This is a genomic window from Streptomyces sp. 2323.1, assembly GCF_900221035.1.
GTDB lineage: Bacteria > Actinomycetota > Actinomycetes > Streptomycetales > Streptomycetaceae > Streptomyces > Streptomyces sioyaensis.
In genome coordinates, this window is the sequence record NZ_LT907981.1 from 3,606,384 (window position 1) to 3,629,483 (window position 23,100).

General features: G+C 71.6%; 16 protein-coding genes, 1 tRNA gene and 1 pseudogene. 3 read left to right on the top strand and 15 right to left on the bottom strand.

Annotated elements, in window-relative coordinates; genetic code table 11:
• Positions 1–362: 362 nt before the first annotated feature.
• The 5 genes from CPH93_RS15145 to topA all read right to left on the bottom strand — a co-directional run bounded on the left by CPH93_RS15145 (position 363) and on the right by topA (position 10,305).
• A tRNA-Thr gene (locus CPH93_RS15145) sits at positions 363–436 on the bottom strand.
• A 102-nt stretch (positions 437–538) separates the two neighbouring features.
• Positions 539–2,128: an alpha/beta hydrolase gene (locus CPH93_RS15150; RefSeq protein WP_096213150.1), complete on the bottom strand. Its 1,590-nt coding sequence runs from the start codon at positions 2,126–2,128 to the stop codon at positions 539–541.
• Between the two features lie 356 nt (positions 2,129–2,484).
• Positions 2,485–3,735 (bottom strand): DNA polymerase III subunit delta', encoded by a 1,251-nt coding sequence (locus CPH93_RS15155; RefSeq protein WP_096213151.1) that lies wholly within the window; start codon positions 3,733–3,735, stop codon positions 2,485–2,487.
• Between the two features lie 236 nt (positions 3,736–3,971).
• A complete protein-coding gene (gene tmk / locus CPH93_RS15160; RefSeq protein WP_096213152.1) occupies positions 3,972–7,334 on the bottom strand; it encodes a dTMP kinase in 3,363 nt (1,120 codons plus the stop codon).
• 133 nt (positions 7,335–7,467) lie between these two features.
• The gene (topA, locus tag CPH93_RS15165; protein WP_093484404.1) at positions 7,468–10,305 is read right to left on the bottom strand and encodes a type I DNA topoisomerase; all 2,838 of its coding nucleotides are present in this window, start codon (positions 10,303–10,305) and stop codon (positions 7,468–7,470) included.
• Positions 10,306–10,808: 503 nt separating this feature from the next.
• On the opposite strand from topA, the gene CPH93_RS15170 reads away from it, so the two are divergent.
• Both CPH93_RS15170 and CPH93_RS15175 read left to right on the top strand, forming a co-directional pair.
• Positions 10,809–11,399, top strand: coding sequence for a hypothetical protein (locus CPH93_RS15170; RefSeq protein ID WP_096213153.1), 591 nt, complete (start codon positions 10,809–10,811; stop codon positions 11,397–11,399).
• Positions 11,396–11,839 carry a DUF2752 domain-containing protein gene (locus CPH93_RS15175; RefSeq protein ID WP_096213154.1) on the top strand — a complete coding sequence of 148 codons (444 nt, stop codon included), beginning with the start codon at positions 11,396–11,398 and terminating at the stop codon, positions 11,837–11,839. Before CPH93_RS15170 ends, CPH93_RS15175 begins: the two co-directional genes overlap by 4 nt.
• A gap of 22 nt (positions 11,840–11,861) precedes the next feature.
• Here the strand turns inward: CPH93_RS15175 and CPH93_RS15180 are convergent, their stop codons facing one another.
• The 7 genes from CPH93_RS15180 to bldG all read right to left on the bottom strand — a co-directional run bounded on the left by CPH93_RS15180 (position 11,862) and on the right by bldG (position 19,420).
• Positions 11,862–12,266: a hypothetical protein gene (locus CPH93_RS15180; RefSeq protein ID WP_096213155.1), complete on the bottom strand. Its 405-nt coding sequence runs from the start codon at positions 12,264–12,266 to the stop codon at positions 11,862–11,864.
• A 241-nt stretch (positions 12,267–12,507) separates the two neighbouring features.
• Positions 12,508–12,705 (bottom strand): hypothetical protein, encoded by a 198-nt coding sequence (locus tag CPH93_RS15185; protein ID WP_093484401.1) that lies wholly within the window; start codon positions 12,703–12,705, stop codon positions 12,508–12,510.
• 86 nt (positions 12,706–12,791) lie between these two features.
• On the bottom strand, positions 12,792–14,330 hold the full coding sequence (locus CPH93_RS15190; protein ID WP_096213156.1) for a DUF7059 domain-containing protein: 1,539 nt from the start codon (positions 14,328–14,330) through the stop codon (positions 12,792–12,794).
• 149 nt (positions 14,331–14,479) lie between these two features.
• On the bottom strand, positions 14,480–15,064 hold the full coding sequence (locus tag CPH93_RS15195; RefSeq protein WP_093484399.1) for a small secreted protein: 585 nt from the start codon (positions 15,062–15,064) through the stop codon (positions 14,480–14,482).
• Between the two features lie 218 nt (positions 15,065–15,282).
• Positions 15,283–17,688 carry a sodium-translocating pyrophosphatase gene (locus CPH93_RS15200; protein ID WP_096213157.1) on the bottom strand — a complete coding sequence of 802 codons (2,406 nt, stop codon included), beginning with the start codon at positions 17,686–17,688 and terminating at the stop codon, positions 15,283–15,285.
• Positions 17,689–18,532: 844 nt separating this feature from the next.
• Complete coding sequence (locus CPH93_RS15205; protein ID WP_093484397.1) at positions 18,533–18,967, bottom strand: ATP-binding protein; 435 nt, start codon at positions 18,965–18,967, stop codon at positions 18,533–18,535.
• Between the two features lie 111 nt (positions 18,968–19,078).
• The gene (gene bldG / locus CPH93_RS15210) at positions 19,079–19,420 is read right to left on the bottom strand and encodes an anti-sigma factor antagonist BldG (RefSeq protein WP_046926810.1); all 342 of its coding nucleotides are present in this window, start codon (positions 19,418–19,420) and stop codon (positions 19,079–19,081) included.
• Between the two features lie 162 nt (positions 19,421–19,582).
• On the opposite strand from bldG, the gene CPH93_RS15215 reads away from it, so the two are divergent.
• Complete coding sequence (locus tag CPH93_RS15215; protein ID WP_231977346.1) at positions 19,583–21,946, top strand: DEAD/DEAH box helicase; 2,364 nt, start codon at positions 19,583–19,585, stop codon at positions 21,944–21,946.
• A 186-nt stretch (positions 21,947–22,132) separates the two neighbouring features.
• Here the strand turns inward: CPH93_RS15215 and CPH93_RS15220 are convergent.
• The 3 genes and pseudogenes from CPH93_RS15220 to CPH93_RS36785 form a co-directional block, all read right to left on the bottom strand.
• Positions 22,133–22,453 (bottom strand): annotated as a pseudogene (locus tag CPH93_RS15220) (Rv3654c family TadE-like protein); the annotation flags it as partial.
• The gene (locus tag CPH93_RS15225) at positions 22,431–22,826 is read right to left on the bottom strand and encodes a TadE family type IV pilus minor pilin (RefSeq protein WP_231977347.1); all 396 of its coding nucleotides are present in this window, start codon (positions 22,824–22,826) and stop codon (positions 22,431–22,433) included. The pseudogene CPH93_RS15220 and the gene CPH93_RS15225, both read right to left, overlap by 23 nt.
• Complete coding sequence (locus CPH93_RS36785; protein ID WP_443031468.1) at positions 22,813–22,896, bottom strand: hypothetical protein; 84 nt, start codon at positions 22,894–22,896, stop codon at positions 22,813–22,815. The genes CPH93_RS15225 and CPH93_RS36785 overlap by 14 nt, the downstream gene beginning before the upstream one ends.
• Between the last annotated feature and the right edge of the window lie 204 nt (positions 22,897–23,100).

Genomic DNA, 23,100 nt, shown 5'->3' on the forward strand with positions numbered 1-23,100 from the left:
CCGCCGCGGACCTGCTGGCTGTCGCGGGCGCAGCCCTGGACGAGTGGCGGGCGGGGAGCACCGACACCCTGCACACGGTCGCCGCGTACTACTGGGCGCGGTCACCGCCCGCGCTGACTCCACGCTGCCGGCTGCCGACCGCCTCACCGATACCGGCTCCGCCGTCGAGCTGCTCGCTCACGTCGCCGCACTCCCGGAGGAGTCGCCCGCCCGGCGGGCCCGCCGCCGACCTCGGCAGGAACCGGCATCTGAGACCACAACTGAGACTCAAGACGGCCGCGCAGCCCGCTCCCGGCGCCGTCGCCGCGTCCGCTGAACGCAAAACCCCAGGTCAGCTGAGTTCTGACCTGGGGTTTCCACGGAGCCGCCTTCGGGATTCGAACCCGAGACCTACGCATTACGAGTGCGTTGCTCTGGCCAACTGAGCTAAGGCGGCGTGGTGCGCGGCCCAGTCTACACATCGCTGAGGGGTGCTCTGTAACCGGTTTAGGGGCTGGTCAGCGGTTGGCTGGAAGCTGCGTGGGCGGTGTGGTGCGGATCACTTGCAGCGTTTGCCCTTCGGGGGGACGGTGCCGTCGAGGAGGTAGGTGTTGATCGCGGTGTCGATGCAGTCGCTGCCGCGGCCGTAGGCGGTGTGGCCGTCGCCCTCGTAGGTGAGGAGGGTGGCGCTGGAGAGCTGGGCGGCGAGGGCCTTGGCCCAGGTGTAGGGGGTGGCCGGGTCGCGGGTGGTGCCGACGACGAGGATCGGGGCGGCGCCCTTGGCCACGATGCGGTGGACCGTGCCGGTGGGCTTGACCGGCCAGTACGCGCAGTTCATGGCGGCCCAGGCGAAGCTTTCGCCGAAGACCGGGGAGGCCTTGCGGAAGCTGGGCAGAGCGGCGCGGACCTGGTCGGGGTTGCGGAATGCGGACGCGAGGTCGACGCAGTTGACGGCGGGGTTGGCGTACATCTGGTTGCTGTAGGTGCCGTTCGGGTCGCGCTCGTAGTAGCTGTCGGAGAGGGTGAGCAGCCCGCGGCCGTCGCCGCCCTTGGCCTGGGCGAGGTATTCGCGCAGGACGGGCCAGGCCCGTTGGTCGTACATGGCGGCGATGACGCCCGTGGTGGCGAGGGATTCGGTGAGCTTTCGGGCCTGTCCCGTCGCTGCCGGGTGGGCATCCAGCTTCTTGAAGAGGGCGGACATCTGCCGGCCGGCGTCCGCGGTGCTCTTCGTGCCGAGCGGACAGTCCTTGTGCTTGATGCAGTCCGCAGCGAAGGCCGTGAAGGCGGTGTTGAAGCCGGTGGTCTGGTCGAGGTTCACGGTGCGGGCGTCGAGCGCCGGATTCATGGCGCCGTCGAGGACCATACGGCCGACGCGGGAGGGGTAGAGGCCGGCATAGGTCGCGCCCAGGAAGGTGCCGTAGGAGGCGCCCACGTAGGTGAGCTTCGCATCGCCCAGGACGGCGCGCAGGACGTCCATGTCGCGGGCGGCCTCGATCGTGGAGACATGCGGGAGCAGCTTGCCGGAGCGGGATGCGCAGCCCTTGGCAAACGCGCGGTAGGCGTTGGCGAGCTTGGTGGTCTCGGCGGGTGAGTCCGGGGTCTGGTCGATCTGGGTGTAGCTGTCCATCTGCTTGTTGGTCAGGCACTCGACCGGTGCGCTGCGGGCCACGCCGCGCGGGTCCATCGCCACCATGTCGTAGCGGGCGCGGACGGCGGCAGGCTGGGGTGCGTACTGCTGGAGGTAGTCGATCGCCGAGCCGCCGGGGCCGCCGGGATTGACCATCAAGGAGCCGATCCGGCTGCCGGGGCCGGTGGCCTTCTTGCGGGCCACCGCGAGCTTGAGGTCGTTGCCGGCGTCGGGCTTGGCGTAGTCCAGGGGGGCCTTCATCGTGGCGCACTCGAAACCGGACGCTCCGCAGGGATGCCAGCTCAGCTTCTGGTCGTAATACGGGCGGAGATTGCCGGGGGTGGAGGACGGGAGAGGCGCAAGGGTGGCGTCGGCGGCGGGGCGCTGGGCGCCGGCCTCCGTGGTGCGGCCCGCGGACGCCTCGCCGCCGGGGGACGAACTCCCCGAGGAGCAGCCGGAGATCAGCAGAGCGGTGGCCGCGAGGACAGCGGCGGGGGTGCGGAGCAGACGGCTGGTGGCCATGGGCGGTGTCCCTTGGTCTCGGTCCCTGGAATCTGGAGTGCGGTGCGGTGCGGTCCCTGAGGGTGGAGTGCGGGTGGGGTGGGGCGGTGTCCGCGTGGTGGGGCGGGGCGGTGCGGGCGAAGCGGTGGGGAGCCAGTAGTGGGCGGGGCCCTGTGGGATTTCCGCGCGGTGTTTGGGCTGCGGGCCCAGCGGTGCGGGCGGCGACTGGGGTGGGGGCCGTAGTGGAACGGCGGTAATCGGCGGTGGGTGAGGGTGTGACGACTGCTGAACGGAGAGTATCCGGGTGAGGACGTTGTGTGCGGCTCCTTGGGATGAGGGCTGGGTCGGGGTGGTGGCCCCATTGGCTGGGGGGGTGGTCAGCCGGCCCGGAGAGCCGCCGTCATGGCCTCGACCGCGAGGAGGGGGGCCACATTGCGGTCCAGGGCCTCGCGGCAGGCGATGACGGCTTCTATCCGGCGGAGGGTGCGTTCGGGGGTCGAGGTGGTGGCGATGCGCTGGACGCTGTCGCGCACCTCATCGTTGGCGAGGACCACCGAGGCGCCCAGCTGGAGGGCGAGGACGTCGCGGTAGAAGCCGGTGAGGTCGACCAGGGCAAGGTCGAGGCTGTCGCGCTGGGTGCGGGTCGAGCGGCGCTTCTGCCTGTCCTGGAGCTCCTTCATGGCGCCGGCCGTGCCGCGCGGCAGCCGGCCGCCGGTGCCTGAGGCCGCGCCGAGTGCGGCGCGCAGCTCCTCGGTCTCCTTGGTGTCGACGTCCTCGGCGACCTGCTTGGCGTCCTCCCCCGCGGCGTCGATCAGCTCCTGGGCGGCCTTGAGGCAGCCGCCGATGTCGTCGACGCGGAGCGGGAGTTTGAGCACGGCGGTCCGGCGGGCGCGGGCGCGCTCGTCGGTGGCGAGGCGGCGGGCCCGGCCGATGTGTCCCTGGGTGGCGCGGGCGGCCCGGGCGGCGGCCGCCGGCTCGATGCCGTCCCGGCGGACGAGGACCTCGGCGACGGCGTCGACCGGCGGCGTGGTCAGGGACAGCTGGCGGCAGCGGGAGCGGATGGTGGGCAGGACGTCCTCGACGGAGGGGGCGCAGAGCAGCCAGACCGTACGGGGGGCGGGCTCCTCCACCGCCTTGAGGAGGACGTTGCCGGCGCCTTCGGTGAGGCGGTCGGCGTCCTCCAGGACGATCACCTGCCAGCGGCCGCCGGCCGGGGAGAGGGAGGACCGCCGGACCAGGTCGCGGGTTTCCTTGACGCCGATGGACAGCAGGTCCGTACGGACGATCTCGACATCGGCGTGCGTACCGACCAGTGCCGTGTGGCAGCCGTCGCAGAAGCCGCAGCCGGGGGTGCCGAGCTCTGTGGCACGGTCCGGGCTGACGCACTGCAGGGCGGCGGCGAAGGCCCGGGCCGCGGTGGCCCGGCCGGAGCCGGGCGGGCCCGTGAACAGCCAGGCGTGGGTCATCTGGGAGGCGCCGCCCCCCTCGGCGGACGGCTCCGGCTGCGCACCGCGCCCGGCCCCTGCCGCGGCGTGCTCCGCGGTGACGAGGGCGTCCGCATCGCGCGCGGCCGCGGCCAGCTGCGCCGTCACCCGGTCCTGGCCGACCACGTCGTCCCACACCGTCATCGCTGTCCGCCGTTCCTGTCCGTTCCGTGCTGCTCGTGGCGTGTGGAGTGCGCCTGCGCCGGCCGCATACACCACGCATTGCTCCGCGCCCGACCCATTGTGGTGCAACCCACTGACAAACGAACCCGGAAGCCGGCGCGGGCCGCCCTGCGGACTCCCGTCGCGGACCGGAAAACGGCCGTGGCCGCAGCTTTCGGGCTGCGGTCACGGCCGTTGGCAGGCGCGTTCCGGGCCTGCTAGCGGCGCCGGCCCCGGCCGCCGCGGCGGCCGTTGTCGCCCGCTCCGCCGTCCGCTTCCTCCTCGTCGTGCTCGCCCAGCAGCTCGTCGGCGAGCGTCGGCAGATCGTCCAGCGGGGTCTCCTCCGCCCAATCCGGGCGGGGGCGGTTGCGCTGCGGGGTCTCCACGGGGCGGCCCGTTTCCGGGTCGATCTGCGGGAGTTCGCGGGTGCGCTCGACGCGCGACTCGGCCGGGGAGCCGGACGGCCGTCCCGCTGCCGTGCCGTTCGCCGTCCCCGGGGTCCCCGACGCCTCCGGCGGCGTCTCCTTACGGAACATCCACGACGGCACGCGGTCGGCGGGGTCGCCCGCCCGGCCGTGCTCGTCCCGTCCACCGGAGTCCCGGCCTCCGGAGTCCCGGCCACCCGTCTCCCGTACGGGCGGCAGGACGGCGGTCTCCTCCGCGTCCGCGCCGGCTCCACGGTCGTACCCGGAGTCCCGGGCGTCCCGCACCGAGGGCAGCACGGCCGTCTCGTCCGCCGCACCGGACGGCTGACCGCCCCGCGCCTCGGGCCACGACAGGGCCTCCGTACGCTCGGCGTCCGCACCGGAACCGGACGCACCGGAACCGGACGCGACGGAGTTCTCACCCTCGCTCTCCGCCAGCCGCTTCCGCAGATCCGCGACCGGCGTCTCCGCAGTGGGCGCCTCGTCCGCCTCCCTGGCCTCGGCCGCGGCCGCCTCCTCGGCAGCCGCCCGCCGTGCCTCCTCGGCGCGGACCAGGGCCGCCTCGGCCTTGCGCTGCTTCTCCAGGCGGCGCTCCTCGGCCTCCTTGCGCAGCCGCGCCTCTTCCTCGTGCTGCTTGCGCAGCCGCTCCTGCTCGGCCTGGCGGGCGCGCTCCTCCGCCTCGCGGCGCTGCCGCTCCGCCTCCGCGGCCTGCCGGGCCTCCTCGGCGCGCTTGCGGGCCTCTTCCGCCTGGCGGGCCTCCTCGCGCGCCCTGGCCTCCTCGGCCTCGCGGCGCTTGCGCTCCTCCTCCTCGGCGCGCAGCTTGGCGAGCTGTTCCTGGCGCTCACGCTCCAGGCGCTCTTCCTCCGCCTTGCGCGCGGCCTCCTCCTCGGCCTTGCGGCGGGCCTCCTCCTCGGCGGCCTTACGGGCCTCGGCCTGCGCCTGGATCTCGGCCTCGGACAGCGGGAGCACCTGGTCGAGGCGGTGGCGTACGACGGTGGTGACGGCTTCCGGTTCCTGCCCGGCGTCGACGACCAGATAGCGCGCGGGGTCGGCGGCGGCCAGTGTCAGGAAGCCGGCGCGTACTCGCTGGTGGAATTCGGCGGGTTCGGACTCCAGCCGGTCCGGTGCCTCGGTGAAGCGCTCCCGCGCGGTCTCCGGGGAGATGTCGAGCAGCACCGTCAGATGGGGGACGAGGCCGTCGGTGGCCCAGCGCGAGATCCGGGCGATCTCCGTGGGCGCGAGGTTGCGGCCAGCGCCCTGGTAGGCGACCGAGGAGTCGATGTACCGGTCGGTGAGGACGACCGCGCCGCGCTCCAGGGCGGGCCGGATGACGCTGTTGACGTGCTCGGCCCGGTCGGCGGCGAACATCAGCGCCTCCGCACGGTCCGAGAGCCCGGACGTCGAGACGTCCAGGATGATCGAGCGCAGGCGCTTGCCGATCGCGGTGGCGCCCGGCTCGCGGGTCACCACGACCTCGTGGCCCTTGCCGCGGATCCACTCCGCGAGCGCCTCGACCTGGGTGGACTTGCCGGCGCCGTCGCCGCCTTCGAGGGCGATGAAGAAGCCGGTGGGGGCGGGCGCCTGGGCGGGGTCACCGCCGCGCAGCGCCTCCAGCAGGTCGCGCCGCAGCGGCACGCCCTGCCGGTCGTCCACCTTGCCGAGCACCAGGGCGGCGACCGGCAGCAGCAGCGCGCCGGCCAGCATCAGGGTGTAGGCGGCGCCGCCGTAGGCGAAGGTGAAGGTGCCGTTCCCGAGGTGGTGCGGGCCGATGACGGCCGCGAGCAGCGGCGCGACGATGGCGGCCACCGCGATGGAGAGCCGCACGACGGCGTGCAGATGCTCGGTGGTGCGGGCGGTGCGGGACTCCTCGGACTCCTGGTCCAGCAGGACGTGCGCCGTATTGGCGGCTATCCCGGCGCAGATACCGGCCAGCAGCGCGAGGACCAGCACCGACGTCGTATCCGGCACCAGCCCCATGGCCAGCAGCGTCAGGCCGGTGGCGGCCACCGCAAGGGCGAGCAGCCGTCGCCGGGAGAGGACGGGCAGCACGCGGTGCGCGCCGCGGATGCCGACGGCCGTACCGCCGGTCAGCGCGAGCACCACCAGCGCGAAGGCGGCCGGTCCGCCGGCCAGGTCGTAGCCGTGCAGCACGGCGAGGGAGACGGCGGCGGCGATCGCGGCGGCCACCGCGGCGCAGGTCGTCACCAGCAGCGGGATGGCGCCGGTGCGGCCCTTGTCGGCGGCCGCCCGGGCGGGGCCCTGCTCGGGCTTCTCACCCTGGGCCGGCTGTCCGGTCTTCGCTCCCGTGGCCTTCGGGCGGAGCAGTCCCTCCAGAGGGGAGCGCGGCCGCGGCGTCTGCACCCCGGGGAGTTCGATGAAGTAGAGGATCGATACGGAGGCGGCGAACAGACCGGCGGCGACATACGAGCCGAGCGCGGCCTGGTGCAGGTGGAACCAGTCGATGCCGGTGCCCAGCAGCTTGCTGACGAGCGTGACGACCACCAGTACGGCGGCCGCGATCGGCAGCGAGACAAAGGCAGTGCGCAGCGAGAGGCGGCGCAGCGCGTCCATGTTGTCCGGGAGCGGCCGGACGGCGGAGCCCTCCGGGGGCGGCGCGGGCAGCAGCCCGGGGGCCGCGCTCTCCCGTGCGACGGTCCAGAAGCGTTCGGCGACGCCGGTGACGAAGACCGTGACCAGCAGCCAGGCCAGTGCGTTGTCCGGCGTCCAGTCGATCCACAGGGGGGCGACGACCAGCAGCGCGAGCCGCAGCAGATCCGCGCCGATCATCGTCCAGCGCCGGTCCAGCGGCCCCGACGGCGCGGTGAGCGCGGACAGCGGTCCCAGCAGGACGGCCCCGAAGAGCAGCGTCGACAGCATCCGGGCGGCGAAGACCGCGGTGACCGCAAGGGCGGCACCCCGATAGCCACCGCCGAAGACGGGCTCACCGCCCAGTGGTACGTACAGCGCCGCCTGGAGGGCGAGGAGTACCAGGACAAGCATGGACAGGGCATCGCCGATACCCCCGACGAACTGGGCGCTCCACAATCGCTTCAGTGGGGGGAAGCGGAGCAGGGCTCGCACGGCGCGCTCGCGGGAATCCGCCGCAAGGGCGCCTGAGGTGGGGGTCACGACCGTTGGCTGCTCGGCACGCGTCATCTCGCCAGCCTATCGGGACACGCCACGCCGTCGAGCGCCTGCCCGAACAAATGGGCGGGCCCGACGGAATGTATCCGTCGGGCCCGCCCTTGTCCTGCGGTTTCGCGTCCGGCCGGTCCGGCCGGAGCCCCCGCTAGTCCTCGGCCGACGCCGCCGTCTTCTTTGCCGCCGCGGTCTTCGCGGTGGCCTTCTTGGCGGTCGTCTTCTTCGCCGCGGTGGTCTTCTTTGCCGCGGTCTTCTTGGCGGCCGTCTTCTTCGCGGCCGTCTTCTTGGCCGGCGCCTTCTTGGCCGCCTTCTTGGCGGTCTTCTTCGCCGGCCCCTTGGCGCGCTTCTCCGCCAGCAGCTCATAGCCGCGCTCGGCGGTGATCGTCTCGACGTCGTCGTCCCGCCGCAGGGTCGCATTGGTCTCGCCGTCGGTGACGTACGCACCGAAGCGGCCGTCCTTGACCACCACCGGCTTGCCGCTGACCGGGTCCGTGCCCAGCTCCTTCAGCGGCGGCTTGGCGGCGGCCCGCCCACGCTGCTTGGGCTGGGCGTAGATCGCCAGCGCCTCGTCGAGGGTGATGGTGAACAGCTGCTCCTCGCCCTCCAGGGAGCGCGAGTCGGTGCCCTTCTTCAGATACGGGCCGTAGCGGCCGTTCTGCGCGGTGATCTCCACGCCCTCGGCGTCCTTGCCGACGACGCGCGGCAGCGACATCAGCTTGAGCGCGTCCGCCAGGGTCACGGTGTCCAGCGACATCGACTTGAAGAGCGAGGCGGTGCGCGGCTTGACCGCGTTCTTGCCGGTCTTCGGGGTGCCCTCGGGCAGGATCTCGGTGACGTACGGGCCGTAGCGGCCGTCCTTGGCGACGATCTGGTGACCGCTCTCCGGGTCCATGCCCAGCTCGAAGTCGCCGCTCGGCTTGGCGAGCAGCTCCTCCGCGTACTCCACGGTCAGCTCGTCGGGCGCCAGGTCGTCGGGGACGTCGGCGCGCTGATGGCCTTCGGCGTCCTTCTCCCCGCGCTCGACGTACGGGCCGTAGCGGCCGACCCTCAGCGTGATGTCGCCGCCGACCGGGAAGGACGAGATCTCCCGGGCGTCGATCGCCCCCAGGTCCTCGACCAGCTCCTTGAGCCCGCCGAGGTGGTCGCCGTCGCCGTTGCCGGCATCCGCGGCGCCGCCCTCGCCATGGCCCTCGCCGAAGTAGAAGCGCCGCAGCCACGGCACGGACTGGGCCTCACCGCGCGCGATGCGGTCGAGGTCGTCCTCCATCTTGGCGGTGAAGCTGTAGTCGACCAGCCGGCCGAAGTGCTTCTCCAGGAGGTTGACCACCGCGAAGGACAGGAACGACGGGACGAGCGCGGTGCCCTTCTTGAAGACGTAGCCGCGGTCGAGGATCGTGCCGATGATCGACGCGTACGTCGACGGGCGGCCGATCTCGCGCTCTTCCAGCTCCTTGACCAGCGTGGCCTCGGTGTAGCGGGCGGGCGGCTTGGTGGCGTGCCCGTCGGCGGTGATCTCCTGCGCGGCCAGCGCATCGCCCTCGGCGACCTGCGGCAGCCGGCGCTCGCGGTCGTCGAGCTCCGCGTTCGGGTCGTCCGCGCCCTCCACATAGGCCTTGAGGAAGCCGTGGAAGGTGATGGTCTTGCCGGACGCGCTGAACTCGGCGTCCCGGCCGTCGGCGGCCCGGCCACCGATCTTGACGGTGACGGAGTTACCCGTCGCGTCCTTCATCTGCGAGGCGACGGTCCGCTTCCAGATCAGCTCGTAGAGCTTGAACTGGTCGCCGGTCAGACCGGTCTCGGCCGGGGTGCGGAAGCGGTCGCCGGAGGGGCGGATCGCCTCGTGCGCCTCCTGGGCGTTCTTGACCTTGCCGGCGTACGTGCGCGGCTTGTCCGGCAGGTAGTTCGCGCCGTACAGATGCGTCACCTGCGCCCGGGCCGCGGCGACCGCGGTGTCCGAGAGCGTGGTGGAGTCCGTACGCATATAGGTGATGAAGCCGTTCTCGTACAGCTTCTGCGCCACCTGCATCGTCGCCTTGGCGCCGAAGCCGAGCTTGCGGCTGGCCTCCTGCTGGAGGGTGGTCGTCCGGAACGGGGCGTACGGCGAGCGGCGGTAGGGCTTGGACTCGACCGAGCGCACCGCGAAGTCGGTGTGCTCCAGGGCGGCGGCGAGCGCGCGGGCGTTCGCCTCGTCCAGATGGAGGGCGTCGTTCTTGAGCTGCCCGTTGGGACCGAAGTCACGGCCCTGCGCGATGCGGCGCCCGTCGACGGTGTTCAGCCGGGCGGTCAGGGTTGACGGGTCGCTCGCGTCGCCGGCCCGGCCGGTGGCGAACGTGCCGGTCAGGTCCCAGTACTCGGCGGAGCGGAAGGCGATGCGCTCGCGCTCCCGCTCGACGACGAGCCGGGTCGCCACGGACTGGACCCGGCCGGCCGACAGCCGCGGCATGACCTTCTTCCACAGGACCGGCGAGACCTCGTAGCCGTAGAGGCGGTCGAGGATCCGGCGGGTCTCCTGGGCGTCGACCAGCTTCTGGTTCAGGTCACGCGGATTGGCGACGGCCTCGCGGATCGCGTCCTTGGTGATCTCGTGGAAGACCATCCGGTGGACGGGGACCTTGGGCTTGAGGATCTCCTGGAGGTGCCAGGCGATGGCCTCGCCCTCGCGGTCCTCATCTGTGGCGAGATAGAGCTCATCGGACTCGGCCAGCAGCTCCTTGAGCTTCTTGACCTGGTCCTTCTTATCGCTGTTGACCACATAGATCGGCTGGAACTCGGCGTCGACATTCACACCGAGACGGGCCCAGGGCTCGCCCTTGTACTTCGCCGGGACCTCCGCGGCACCGTTGGGCAGGTCCCGGATGTGCCCGACGCTGGCCTCGACCACGTAGCCAGGGCCGAGGTAGCCCTTGATCGTCTTCGCCTTGGCAGGCGACTCGACGATGACGAGTCGGCGGCCGCCGCCGTCTGCGGTCTCGCTGGTCGGGGACAACTTCGCTCTTCTCTCCGGTCGACGCTGGGAATACCCCCCGGTCGGACGTTGGGGGCGCACTGCGGTGACGCTTGACGCTGCGGAGTGTGACGGTACCTCCCGGCCCCGTGTCAAACGGAAAAACCCCGCAACGCCACTCGAACGGTAACCCGACTACATGCCTTCATGCCGCCCGGACCGCACCAGGCGTTCTCCGCGGGCCGGGAGCGGGCCCGGTGGATCATGGCGGGCCCACGCTGCTTCCCGGCGCCCACCTCGGAGGACTCCTGCGGACCCCGGTCCCGGCACCATCGGCGATCTCACACAGTGACGGATCCCCGACGGTTCGCCGCCCGCCGGCGCCGCCCGCCGCACCGTCCGCGGGCGGCCGACCGTCACAGGGCGGCGACGGATGCTGTCATTGCCTTGATACAGCATGTGAGCGGGCTGGCAGGATGGACACGGCACGGCTCGCCGTTCGAGCCGAGTACTGCCGTCATCACGCACCCTCGGGGGGACCACCCATGGCGAACCAGTACCCCGGACCGCCACCGGAACAGCCGCCCGGCCAGTCCGGCCAGAACCCTTACGCCGCCCCGGACACCGGCGCGCCCGCCGGCGACGGATACGGCTTCCCGCAGGGCGGCCGCCCTGGGGAGCCCGGATACGGCTATCCGCAGGCCGCCTCGCAGCAGCCGCCCGCGCCCGGCTTCCCGCCGGCCGCCCCGCCGCAGCCGGCGCCCGGCGGATTCCAGGGCGGCGCCCAGCCCGGCGGGATGATGCTGTCGCTCGGCGATATCGCGGTCAGCGGCGACACGGTCATGACACCCGCCGGGCCGATGCCGCTCAAGGGCGCGGTGTGGACGGCGACCGATATGTCGCGGACGGAGGAAAGGATGCCGACGCACGCGGTCGTGCTCGCGATCGTCTTCTTCCTCTTCTGTCTGCTCGGTCTGCTCTTCCTGCTGATGAAGGAGCGGGTGACGACCGGGTTCGTGCAGGTCACGGTGAACAGCGGCGGCCGGCACCACTCCACGATGATCCCGGTGCAGTCCCGCGAGCAGGTCATGTTCGTGCTCAACCAGGTCAACTACGCCAGGTCGCTGAGCGTGTGAGTCCCGAGGAGCTGTGGGGTCCCGCCGAGCCTGCGGGACCCTCCGGGGCGACGGTCCGGAAGCGCACCCTCCGCACCGCGTCGATCGCGCTCGGGCTGGGTGTCCCCGCCGCCGTCTATCTCTGGCACACCGATCCGCACCAGCCGGGGCAGCTGCTGCTCCCCTGCCCCTTCAAATGGGCCACCGGGCTGCTGTGCCCGCTGTGCGGCGGGACGCGGATGGCGTACGACCTGATGCACGGCGACGTGCTGACGGCCTTCCACGACAACGCCGTGCTCCTCGCGCTGGGCGGGCCGGTCGCGGCGTACGCCGTCGCGCGCTGGCTGGTCGCGGGCCTCGGCGGGCGCACGTACCGGCCGCGGGTGACGGCCCGCGGCAATGCCGTGGTGCTCGGCATTGCCGCGGTGTGGATGGTCGCCCGCAACCTCGTCGGTCAGTGAGCGGACGCGGGACGGTCCCAGGTCAGCGGACGGTGACCTTGACCACCGGCGAGAGGGTGCTGCCGGCGCCCATGCGGAGCTGGTTGACGCCCTTGAGGCCCAGCTTGACCCGCACCGAGTAGGTGCCGGTGCGGTTGACCGGCGTCTGTGCGGGCAGCGAGACCCACTTCGTGCCCTGCTTCTGCTGGACGGTGACCTTGGTGCCGGCCTTGAGGCCCTTGGCGGCGCCGGAGATCCGGAACTCCTGCCAGGCGTTGACCGTGGTGGCGCTGGCCTTGGCCGTCAGGCTGGCGGCGGCCGGCGCGGTGGCCACGACCGAGGCGGACGAGTGGAGGTCCTTAGGCACGGCGAAGGCCGCGGCGGTTCCGCCGCCGAGCAGGGAGACGGCGATGACGCCGACGGTGGCGTAGCGAAGTGCACGGTTCATCTGAGTTCCTCACTGAGGTGTCGGTGCGCCTGCCGGTCTGGTGGCCGTTGGCCGACCGGCCTGTTGAAGACCTGCACTGAGGAACATGACTGACGGCACCGGAAAGTTCCCGCTTACCGCCACAGATCGGCCAACTACGTCGGAACTGTCCGGAAGTGAACGTCGTGCCTTGTCAGGGCAGTTGAAGCCGGCGCTTCAGCGCGGCGGCGAAGACCGGCAGCGAGACCGGCAACGGCCGCGGCTACAGCGCCGCCAGCAGCCAGCAGCCCGTGGTCAGGAACACCACCCCGGACAGCAGCGCCGTCACGGTGGCGACCGGACGGCTGACACCGTCGGCGACCGGCATACCGGTCCGCAGGCACAGCCCCGTCCAGGCCAGCAGTCCACCACCGAACAGCGCGAACGCCACACCGGCGAATGCCTCGGGTCCACTCTCCATGCGGGGAGCGTGACACGCCAGGGCGGCCTCCGGGCGAACGCCGGATGAACGGCTTCCGCGTGTCCCGCCCGCTCCCCTGCTTCTCGTCAGTCGCCCGCCGCCACCGGCTCCAGGAACCCCTGCTCGACCAGGGTCCGGATCGAGGCCGGGGTGCGGTCCCGCAGCAGGACCGGGTCCTCGCCGACGAGTTGGGCGATGGCGTCCAGGATCCGTCCGGCGGGCAACGAGCCGTCACACACCCCGGCGAAACCCGCGCCGACCGTGTCCACCTTCGTCGCGCGCCGCATACCGCGGTTCTGACGCAGCACCACATGCTCCGGGTCCTCCGACCCGGGCAGCCCGACCTGCTCCTGCACCACCCCGTCGGCGAGCCGGAAATGGGCGGCCAGCAGCGCCGCGTCATCCGTGGCCTGCAGATAGTCCTGGCGGGCGAAGTGCGCTACGACCGACTCCCCCAGGGGCTGTTCCACCGGATGCGGCCATTCCTCGACCGTGATGGACGGGCTGTCCGACCCGGACTTGCGCAGGGTGATCCAGCCGAAGCCGACGGCCTTGGTCTTGTGCGTCTCGAACTCGTCGAGCCAGGCGTCGTACCGCGCGGTGTAGGTCTCGTCACCGGCACGGTGGTCGCCCGCGTCCCGCAGCCACAGCTCGGCGTACTGGGTGACGTCCTGCACCTCGCGCTGCACGATCCAGGCATCGCAGCCGCGCGGCACCCAGGAGCGCAGCCGGTCGTGCCACTCCTCGCCCGCCACGTGCTGCCAGTTGGCCAGCAGCTGGCAGTATCCGCCGTCGTTGAGCCGCGCGGCCGACTGCTGGACGAGCGTCCGGCACAGGTCGTCGCCGCCCATGCCGCCGTCGCGGTACGTCAGACGGGCGCCCGGCGAGATCACGAACGGCGGGTTGGACACGATCAGGTCGTACGTCTCCTGCCCGACGGGCTCGAACAGCGAGCCTTCCCGCAGATCCGCCGGCGCGGCCCCGGAGAGCGCCAGGGTCAGCGCGGCGATCCGCAGCGCCCGGGGGTTGAGGTCGGTGGCGGTGACCCGGGTCGCGTGCTGGGCGGCGTGCAGCGCCTGGATGCCGGAGCCCGTACCGAGGTCGAGCGCCGTGGCGACCGGGCGGCGCACGGTGAGGCCGGCGAGGGTCGTGGAGGCGCCGCCGACGCCGAGCACCAGCTGCGAGCGGTCCGCGTCCCCGTCGCCCCGGATGCCGCCGGCGCCGCCGACCGCACACCCCAGATCGGAGACGATCCACCAGTCCTGCCCCTCGGGGCCGCCGTACGGACGGACGTCCACACTGGCGCGCAGCTCGTCGCCCTCCTGCACCAGCCACCCGTCGGCGAGGCAGTCCGCGACCGGCAGCGCGGCCCGGGCCCGCGGCAGCGCCACCGGACGCTGCAGCAGGAACAGCCGCACCAGGGTCTCCAGCGGGCCGTCGCCGCGCGTCGCCCGCACCGCGGGGACGGTCTCGCTGCGCGCCAGCGCGGCATAGGCCGGGGCGCCCAGCAGCTCCAGCAGCCCGTCGGCGGTGAAGTCGGCGGCCAGCAGCGCCTCGCGCAGCCGGGCGGTGCGGGCGGTGCTCTCGGGGTCCTGGGCATCTGCGGTGGGGAGGTGCGTACTCACGCCACCATTGTCGGCCCTGCCACCGACAATCGGCGACGGCCCGGCGCCACGCCCTTTCCGGGCGTGGCGCCGGGCCGTCCGCAGCCGTCACGGGTCCGCGTACACCGCGGTCCGCGGGCGCTTCGTCCTTCCCTGCTGTTCCGGGGCCGCTACGCCTTCTTGGACTGCGTCGGGGCCGGGGAGCCGGACGCGGCCGGGTTCTGACAGCCCTTCTGGTTGGCCATCGCCGTACCGACGTCGCCGGCCTCCAGGTTCTTGAAGGCCGCCTCGCTCTGCTTGTTGAGCTTGTTGATGCCGTTGGAGAGGTTGCGCAGGCCGTCCGCGAACTTCAGCTTGTCCGAGGTGTCCAGAGCCTTGACCTGCTTCTGGAGGTCCGCGTAGCCCTTGGACAGCGAGTTGAGCTCCTTGACGGCGTTCTGCTGGGCCTGCTTCCCCTTGTCGGTGGGCGGGGGCCCGGCCTTCTCCAGGGACGTGGCCAGCGAGGCGTACGCCTGGGAAATCTTCTGGAAGGCCGCCGAGTCGGTCTGCTGGACCTTCTTGGAGTCCGTGCTGCCGTTGTCGGCCATCTGCATGGCGGCGTTGGCGTCCTGGATCTGCTTGAACTGAGCCTGCGCAGGGTCGCAGAAAGTCTTCGCCCAGTTGTTGAGCTTCTTCTGGCTGTCGTCGCTGCAGCCGGTCAGCGCGAGCACCAGTGCCGCACCGCCGGACAGTGCAGCCACAAGCTTCTTGTTCACCGGATTGGTCCCTTCCATGGCTCTCGGCCCCGGAACATACACGTCCAAAGGGCCTGGGCAACGGGTCGGGCATCCCGGCCCGTCCTCATTGCAGCCATTTGCACCAAGCACCGCAGGGCCACCCGAGCACACGGAAGGCGGGTGGCCGGCGTCTGCAAAAAACGCCGTCCACCCGCCCAGTTGAGCGGTCCGCGCGCCCTTCCGGTGATCCTTGCCGGCTAGGAAGCCACCGCCGTCTTGACCGATTTGGCGATGCCTTCGGGATCTTCGGAGTTGTCTTCGTCACCCACGGCGATTCCGCGCCGCTTGGAGACGTAGACCGCGCCGACGATCACGGCGATCGCCAGCAACGCGACCACGAGCCGTACGCCGACGCTCTTGTCCTGCCCGTATGAGAACTTCACCACAGCCGGCGCGATCAGCAGCGCCACCAGGTTCATGACCTTCAGCAGCGGGTTGATCGCCGGGCCCGCGGTGTCCTTGAACGGGTCACCCACGGTGTCTCCGATGACCGTCGCGGCATGCGCCTCGCTGCCCTTGCCTCCGTGGTGGCCGTCCTCGACGAGCTTCTTGGCGTTGTCCCACGCGCCACCGGAGTTGGCGAGGAAGACCGCCATCAGGGTGCCGGTGCCGATCGCGCCGGCCAGGAACGAGCCGAGCGCGCCGACGCCGAGCGAGAAGCCGACCGCGATGGGGGTGAGCACCGCCAGCAGCCCGGGAGTGGCGAGCTCACGCAACGCATCCTTGGTGCAGATGTCGACGACCCGTCCGTACTGGGGCTTCTCGGTGTAGTCCATGATCCCGGGGTGCTCGCGGAACTGCCGGCGCACCTCGAAGACGACCGCGCCCGCCGACCGCGACACCGCGTTGATCGCCAGCCCCGAGAACAGGAAGACGACCGAGGCGCCGAGGACCAGCCCGACCAGGTTGTTGGGCTGCGAGATGTCCAGGCTCAGGCCCATGCCGGTGGCGGCGGTGCCGACGCCCTGGACGGCGGTGGCGATCGCGTCCCGGTAGGAGCCGAAGAGCGCAGCCGCGGCCAGTACGGCCGTCGCGATGGCGATGCCCTTGGTGATGGCCTTGGTGGTGTTGCCGACCGCGTCCAGGTCGGTGAGCACCTGCGCGCCGTCACCGGTGACATCGCCGGACATCTCCGCGATGCCCTGGGCGTTGTCGGAGACCGGACCGAAGGTGTCCATCGCCACGATCACGCCGACGGTGGTCAGCAGGCCGGTGCCGGCCAGCGCCACCGCGAACAGCGCCAGCATGATGGAGGCCCCGCCCAGCAGGTACGCCCCGTAGACGGCCAGACCGATCAGCACCGCCGAGTAGACCGCCGACTCCAGGCCGAGTGAGATGCCGGAGAGCACGACCGTGGCCGGCCCGGTCAGCGAGGTCTTCCCGATGTCCCGCACGGGACGCCGGTTGGTCTCGGTGAAGTAGCCGGTCAGCTGCTGGATCAGCGCGGCGAGCACGATGCCGATGGCCACCGCCACCAGCGCCAGCATCCGCGGGTCACCGATCCGGCTCAGGATGCCGGGGTCGGTGACACCGGTCAGGCGGCTGTAACTGGACGGCAGGTAGGTGAACACCGCGACGGCCACCAGAACCAGCGAGATGCCCGCGGAGATGAAGAACCCGCGGTTGATCGCCGTCATGCCGCTGCGGTCGCGGCGCCGGGGTGCGACGACGAAGATGCCGACCATCGCGGTGAGCACCCCGATCGCCGGGACCAGCAGCGGGAAGGCGAGCCCGGCATCGCCGAAGGCCGCCATGCCCAGGATGAGGGCGGCGACCAGGGTCACCGCGTACGACTCGAAGAGGTCGGCGGCCATACCGGCGCAGTCACCGACGTTGTCGCCCACGTTGTCCGCGATGGTCGCGGCGTTGCGCGGGTCGTCCTCGGGGATGCCCTGCTCGACCTTGCCGACGAGGTCCGCGCCGACGTCCGCGGCCTTGGTGAAGATGCCGCCGCCGACCCTCATGAACATCGCGATCAGCGCGGCGCCGAGACCGAAGCCCTCCAGCACCTTGGGCGCGTCGACCGCGTACACGAGCACCACGCAGGACGCGCCGAGCAGGCCCAGCCCCACGGTGAACATGCCGACGACGCCACCCGTACGGAAGGCGATCTTCATCGCCTTGTGGGAGACCGCCGTAAGATCCTTTTTCTCGGTTTCCCCCTCGGCCGGAGTGGCTTCCCGGGCGGCCGCGGCCACGCGCACATTGCTGCGCACGGCGAGCCACATGCCGATATAGCCGGTGGCCGCCGAGAATCCGGCGCCGATCAAGAAGAAGGCGCTGCGTCCGGCGCGCTGCGTCCAATTGTCCGCGGGAAGCAGCATGAGCAGGAAGAACACCACGACGGCGAATACGCTGAGGGTCCGCAACTGCCGTGCCAGGTAGGCATTTGCGCCTTCCTGCACGGCCGCCGCGATCTTCTTCATACTGTCGGTTCCCTCACCGGCCGCGAGCACTTGGCGGACCAGCACCGCCGCGACAGCCAGCGCCGCCAGGGCGACCACGGCGATCACCAGCACGATGCCGCGGTTGCCCGCCGTAAGAGACGGCCCGGCCAGAAAAGTGGGGGTGTCAAGCAACTGAGGGGTGTAAGGCCCCGCCATTCGTCCTCCTTGACGTTTGGCACATGGGCGCGCGGAAGCACGCTCAGGCGTCCTGAGCAAGATGTGGACGGATTGTAGGGAGCCCCGGTTGATCAAAACAGTACGCGTCAAAGGGAATTCGCCGGTAGCAGGGAAGATCAAAAGGCCGACGCCGCTCGAAATTCGCTCGGACGAAGGAATGCAGCGAATTCACTGACCGCTGCCTGATGATCTCTCTGTCGTACTGATCATTCATCGCCGGCGTACTGATCGTCGCTGCTCAAGGATGCCGCCTCGGAACCCGGGCCGCTTGAGGCCGCCGTGACACCGGAGAGAATTGATCCGCCCGGCTACGGCCGAACGGGTGACCCACCACGCGCCCACCGCCGCCCGGCATCCGGCGAAGCCGCACCGGATCACGTCCGGATCGCATCGCATGAGGGGGGTGGGTACGGGTGGCTACGGATGGCTCATGACGGTGGGGGGCCTGTGAGGATGGGGGCTCGTGACGGCGCTGCCTGGGGACCGCGTCGGGGTTTGAGGCGCGCAGGGGCCGGGACGGCGGGCTGGAGCCGGGGCAGGGGCCGTGAGTCGCGAGCCAGGGCCCTGGAGCCGGGGCGGGGGCACGGAGCTGAGCCACGGGGCCGGGGCCGGCGCGAACGCGGGGAACTGTGGCGTCGGGCCGGCTGAGGGGCTCGTACGGCACGCGGTCGGGACGATGAGCAGTCGCCGGAGCCCGCCGAGGGGCCCACTCGCGGGACGGCAGGACGCGCGCAATGACGGGCACGAGGCCCGGGGTGCGGAGTACGGGCGTGATCAGGCAACCGGCCGCGTTGGAGCGGCAGGCGGTAGGGCGTTACCCGCCCTACGGCAGGACCGCTCCCGCCGTCGTGGGCCAGGTCATGCGGATCATTCCGCCGTCCTTGCCGGTGGTGACCTCGACGTCGTCGACCAGCCCGCTGATGACCGCGAGGCCCATCTCGTCCTCGCCCTCGGCGTCGCTCTCCGCAGCGCCCTCGGCCTGGTCGGTGCCGTGCGCATCGGAGTCGCCGTTCACTCCATCGCCCACCTCGATCGAGAACTTCTTCTCGTCCTCGATCAGCAGGACCCGCACCGGCGAGTTGATGTCATGGCTCTCGTGCAGCCCCACGGCCCGGCTGCACGCCTCACCGACGGCGAGCCGCACCTCGTCCAGCACGGCCTCGTCCACCCCGGCGCGCCGTGCCACGGCAGCCGCGACCAGACGCGCGGTGCGGACATGCTCAGGAAGGGCGCTGAAGCGAAGTTCGACGGTGGCCATGCCATCCCCCTCGTTATGCGGGCGTGCGACGTAGGGGGCCGGACACTGCGTCCGGTACCCCCCACTGCTTCCTCCCCCCGCGCCTGATGGCGCGGGGGACCGGCGAAACCGTCAGTCGGTGGCGGAGACGGCTTCGTCGACCGAGGTGTGAATCGGGAACACCTTGGTCAGACCGGTGATACGGAAGATCTTGAGAATGCGCTCCTGGTTGCAGACCAGGCGCAGCGAGCCCTCATGGGCACGCACCCGCTTGAGCCCGCCGACCAGCACGCCGAGCCCAGTGGAGTCCAGGAAGTCGACACGTTCCATGTCCACCACGAGGTGGTAGCTTCCGTCGTTCACAAGCTCGACCAGCTGCTCACGCAGCTTGGGCGCGGTGTATACATCAATCTCGCCACCGACCTCGACGACCGTACGGTCGCCAACGGTCCGGGTCGACAGGGACAGGTCCACGGATCCTCCAGCACCTTGCTATCGAGCGGTCGCCCCCCTGGGGCCTCCCCACCGAAGGTAGGGGCGGATCTGGCAGCCGCCATGGCATTCAATCACTTACCAGCAGGCGTGCACGACGCCCTTTGAGCATTGTCCGTCACTCCGGTGACACACTCGGTGCCGATGGCCTCCAATCCACTCCCGCCGGATGCGGGCGCGCGCCCTTCCCCAGGCATGATTCTCGAACGTCTCGCCCGGGGCGCGACCCGCGCTGCGCGCATCACTCATACGGAGCACTTGCCCCCGCGCATCGGCAGCCATGCCGACTGGCCGGAACAGATCCGGCCGGAAGTGATCGACGCCATCCGGTCGGCGGGAATCGAGCGTCCCTGGGCCCACCAGGCACGGACATCCGAACACGCGGTGCGCGGCGAGTCGGTCGTCGTCGCCACCGGGACCGCGTCGGGTAAGTCGCTGGCGTATCTCGCGCCGGTCCTCTCCACGCTCCTGGACGGCTCCGAGGCCCCGAACGGGAGGGGCGCCACGGCCCTGTATCTGGCCCCGACGAAGGCGCTGGCGGCCGATCAGCGGCGCGCGGTACGTGAGCTGGCCGCCCCGCTGGGCACGGCCGTCCGGCCCGCGGTCTACGACGGTGACACCCCCGTCGAGGAGCGCGAATGGGTCCGCCAGTACGCCAACTACGTGCTGACCAACCCCGACATGCTGCACAGCGGCATCCTGCCGTCGCACCCGCGCTGGTCCTCCTTCCTGCGTGCGCTGCGCTATGTCGTCATCGATGAATGCCACAGCTACCGCGGTGTCTTCGGCTCGCATGTCGCACAGATCGTCCGCCGGCTGCGACGGCTCTGTGCCCGTTACGGCTCCGATCCGGTCTTTCTGCTCGCCTCCGCGACCGCCGCCGAGCCGGGGCAGGCCGCGACCCGGCTCACCGGTCTGCCAGTGGTGGAAATCACGGAGGACACCTCCCCGCGCGGCGAGTTGGTCTTCGCGCTGTGGGAGCCGCCGCTGACCGAACTGCACGGCGAGCAGGGTGCCCCGGTCCGCCGCACCGCCACCGCCGAGACCGCGGACCTGCTCACCGATCTCGCCGTCCAGGGCGTGCGCACCGTCGCGTTCGTCCGCTCCCGGCGCGGCGCCGAGCTGATCGCCCTGATCACGCAGGAGCGGCTGGCGGAGGTGGACCGTTCGCTGCCCGGACGCGTCGCCGCGTATCGGGGCGGTTATCTGCCCGAGGAGCGCCGCGCCCTGGAACGGGCGCTGCACAGCGGCGATCTGCTCGGTCTGGCCGCCACCACCGCGCTCGAACTGGGCGTGGACGTCTCCGGACTGGATGCCGTGGTCATCGCCGGATATCCGGGGACCCGGGCCTCGCTGTGGCAGCAGGCCGGGCGGGCGGGCCGCTCCGGACAGGGCGCGCTCGCCGTGCTCGTGGCCCGCGACGACCCGCTGGACACCTATCTGGTCCACCACCCCGAGGCGCTCTTCGACCAGCCCGTCGAGACCACCGTCCTCGACCCCGACAACCCGTACGTGCTCGCCCCTCATCTGTGCGCGGCCGCCTCCGAAATCCCGCTCAGCGAAGCCGACTTCGCCCTCTTCGGTACCGCGGCAGCCGGTCTGATGCCCCAGTTGGAGGCCGCGGGCCTGCTGCGCCGGCGTGCCAGGGCCTGGCACTGGACGCGCCGCGAGCGGGCCGCCGACCTCGCCGACATCCGCGGTCAGGGCGGCTCGCCCGTACAGGTCGTGGAGGCCGGCACCGGGCGGCTGCTGGGCACCGTGGATGCCGCCGCCGCACACACCACCGTCCACGACGGCGCGGTCCACCTCCACCAGGGGCGCAGCTATGTCGTCCAACAGCTCGACCTGGACGACGACGTGGCGCTCGTCGAGGAGGCCAGCCCGCCCTATTCCACGACCGCCCGCGACACCACCGCCATCTCCGTCCTGGAGACCGACACCGAGATTCCCTGGGGCGAGGCCCGGCTGTGCTTCGGCTCCGTCGAGGTCACCAATCAGGTCGTCTCCTTTCTGCGCCGGAAACTGATCACCGGCGAGGTCCTGGGCGAGACCAAGCTCGATCTGCCGCCTCGTACGCTGCGCACGCGAGCGGTGTGGTGGACGGTCACGGAGGACCAGCTCGACGCCGCCCGGGTCAATCCCGAGCAGCTGGGCGGCGCCCTGCACGCCGCGGAACACGCCTCCATCGGCATGCTGCCGCTCTTCGCCACCTGTGACCGCTGGGACATCGGCGGGGTCTCCGTGCCGCTGCACCCGGACACCCTGCTGCCGACCGTCTTCGTCTACGACGGCCACCCGGGCGGCGCCGGATTCGCCGAGCGCGCGTTCCGCACGGCCGCCGACTGGCTCACCGCCACCCGTGACGCCATCGCCGCCTGCGAGTGCGAGGCCGGGTGCCCTTCCTGCATCCAGTCCCCCAAGTGCGGCAACGGCAATGACCCGCTCCACAAACGGGGAGCCGTCCGGTTGCTGGGCGAACTGTTGCGCGGGGCGCCGGAGAAGGCCTAGCGGGTGCCGTAGCGGCATGGCTGGTGCTGTAGGCGGCGTGACGGGTGTCGTAGGCGGCGTAGGGGGTGGGTGTCGTACGGCGCTCAGTGGGCTGCTGGCGACCAACGGCCGGCCACCGACCACCGCATCCGTGACGGGCCTGGCCCCGGCCCGCTCCTGGGGAGGGCGCCCCGCCGGGCCGGCCCGGGCGCGCACCCGGGAGGTGAAGGGGGAACTGCCTGCCTCCGCCGAGACATCGGCGATCGGGCCGTCCACCGCGCAGCGCACGAGGCGGGTGTGCTGCGCCGCCGCCACCCGACGCGCCACCGAACAGGCCCTGTCCGCGCCCTGCAGGGCGTGATCCGCCGCGGCCAGCGCCGCCAGGTCCGCGGCGCCACCCGCCCGGTGTCGCGCCGTGACGGCCTGGCCCACACCCATCAGGGCGACGAAGACCGCGCACAGCGCCGCCGCCGCGAAGACCGTCCAGACCGTTGCCGAACCCTCGTCACCGCACCGTCTCCTCCGCAAGAGCCACCGCCTCCCCTCGAACCCGCAGCGTCAGCCGCGCCACGCCGGGCAGCTGGGCCTCGACCTGTACGCGCACCAGATCGCCCTCCCTCGACAGCACGACCCGCGCACCCCGAGGGGCCGCGCCCCGCGCCGCCGAGATCACCGCCGGCCGTGGTTCCGACCGCGCCGCGGCACGGGCCCCGGCCCGCGCCGCGTCCACGCACTCGATACGGGCGCAGACCGCCATCAACCCCAAGATCAGCGCCGCCACCACCGCCACGAGTACGGGGAGGATCACAGCGGTCTCCGCCGTCACGAATCCCGCGTCGCGGGCGCTCGGCGGGGCGCCCCGAGCCCGGGGGCCCGGGGCGTGGCCGTCAGAACTGGACATTGATCGCCCGCTCGATCACCGACCGGAGCAGCGCCTGCACCGGTCCGCTGGTCACGACCTTGTAGAGCACCGCCGCCAAGGCACACGCCGAGGCGATTATCTAGAGTTGTCAACTTGCAGTGCAGTTCAGAAAGCTCACGCCACTTAAGGCACGTTAGGCACGTAGATCCCTGACACGAAGGGGGTGTCCTCTGACTACGACCTTGCTCGTCGCTATCGAAGGCTGACGGCTGCCTGTTGTGACGCGAAGTGTGATCGCGCAGGTCAGAGGTCA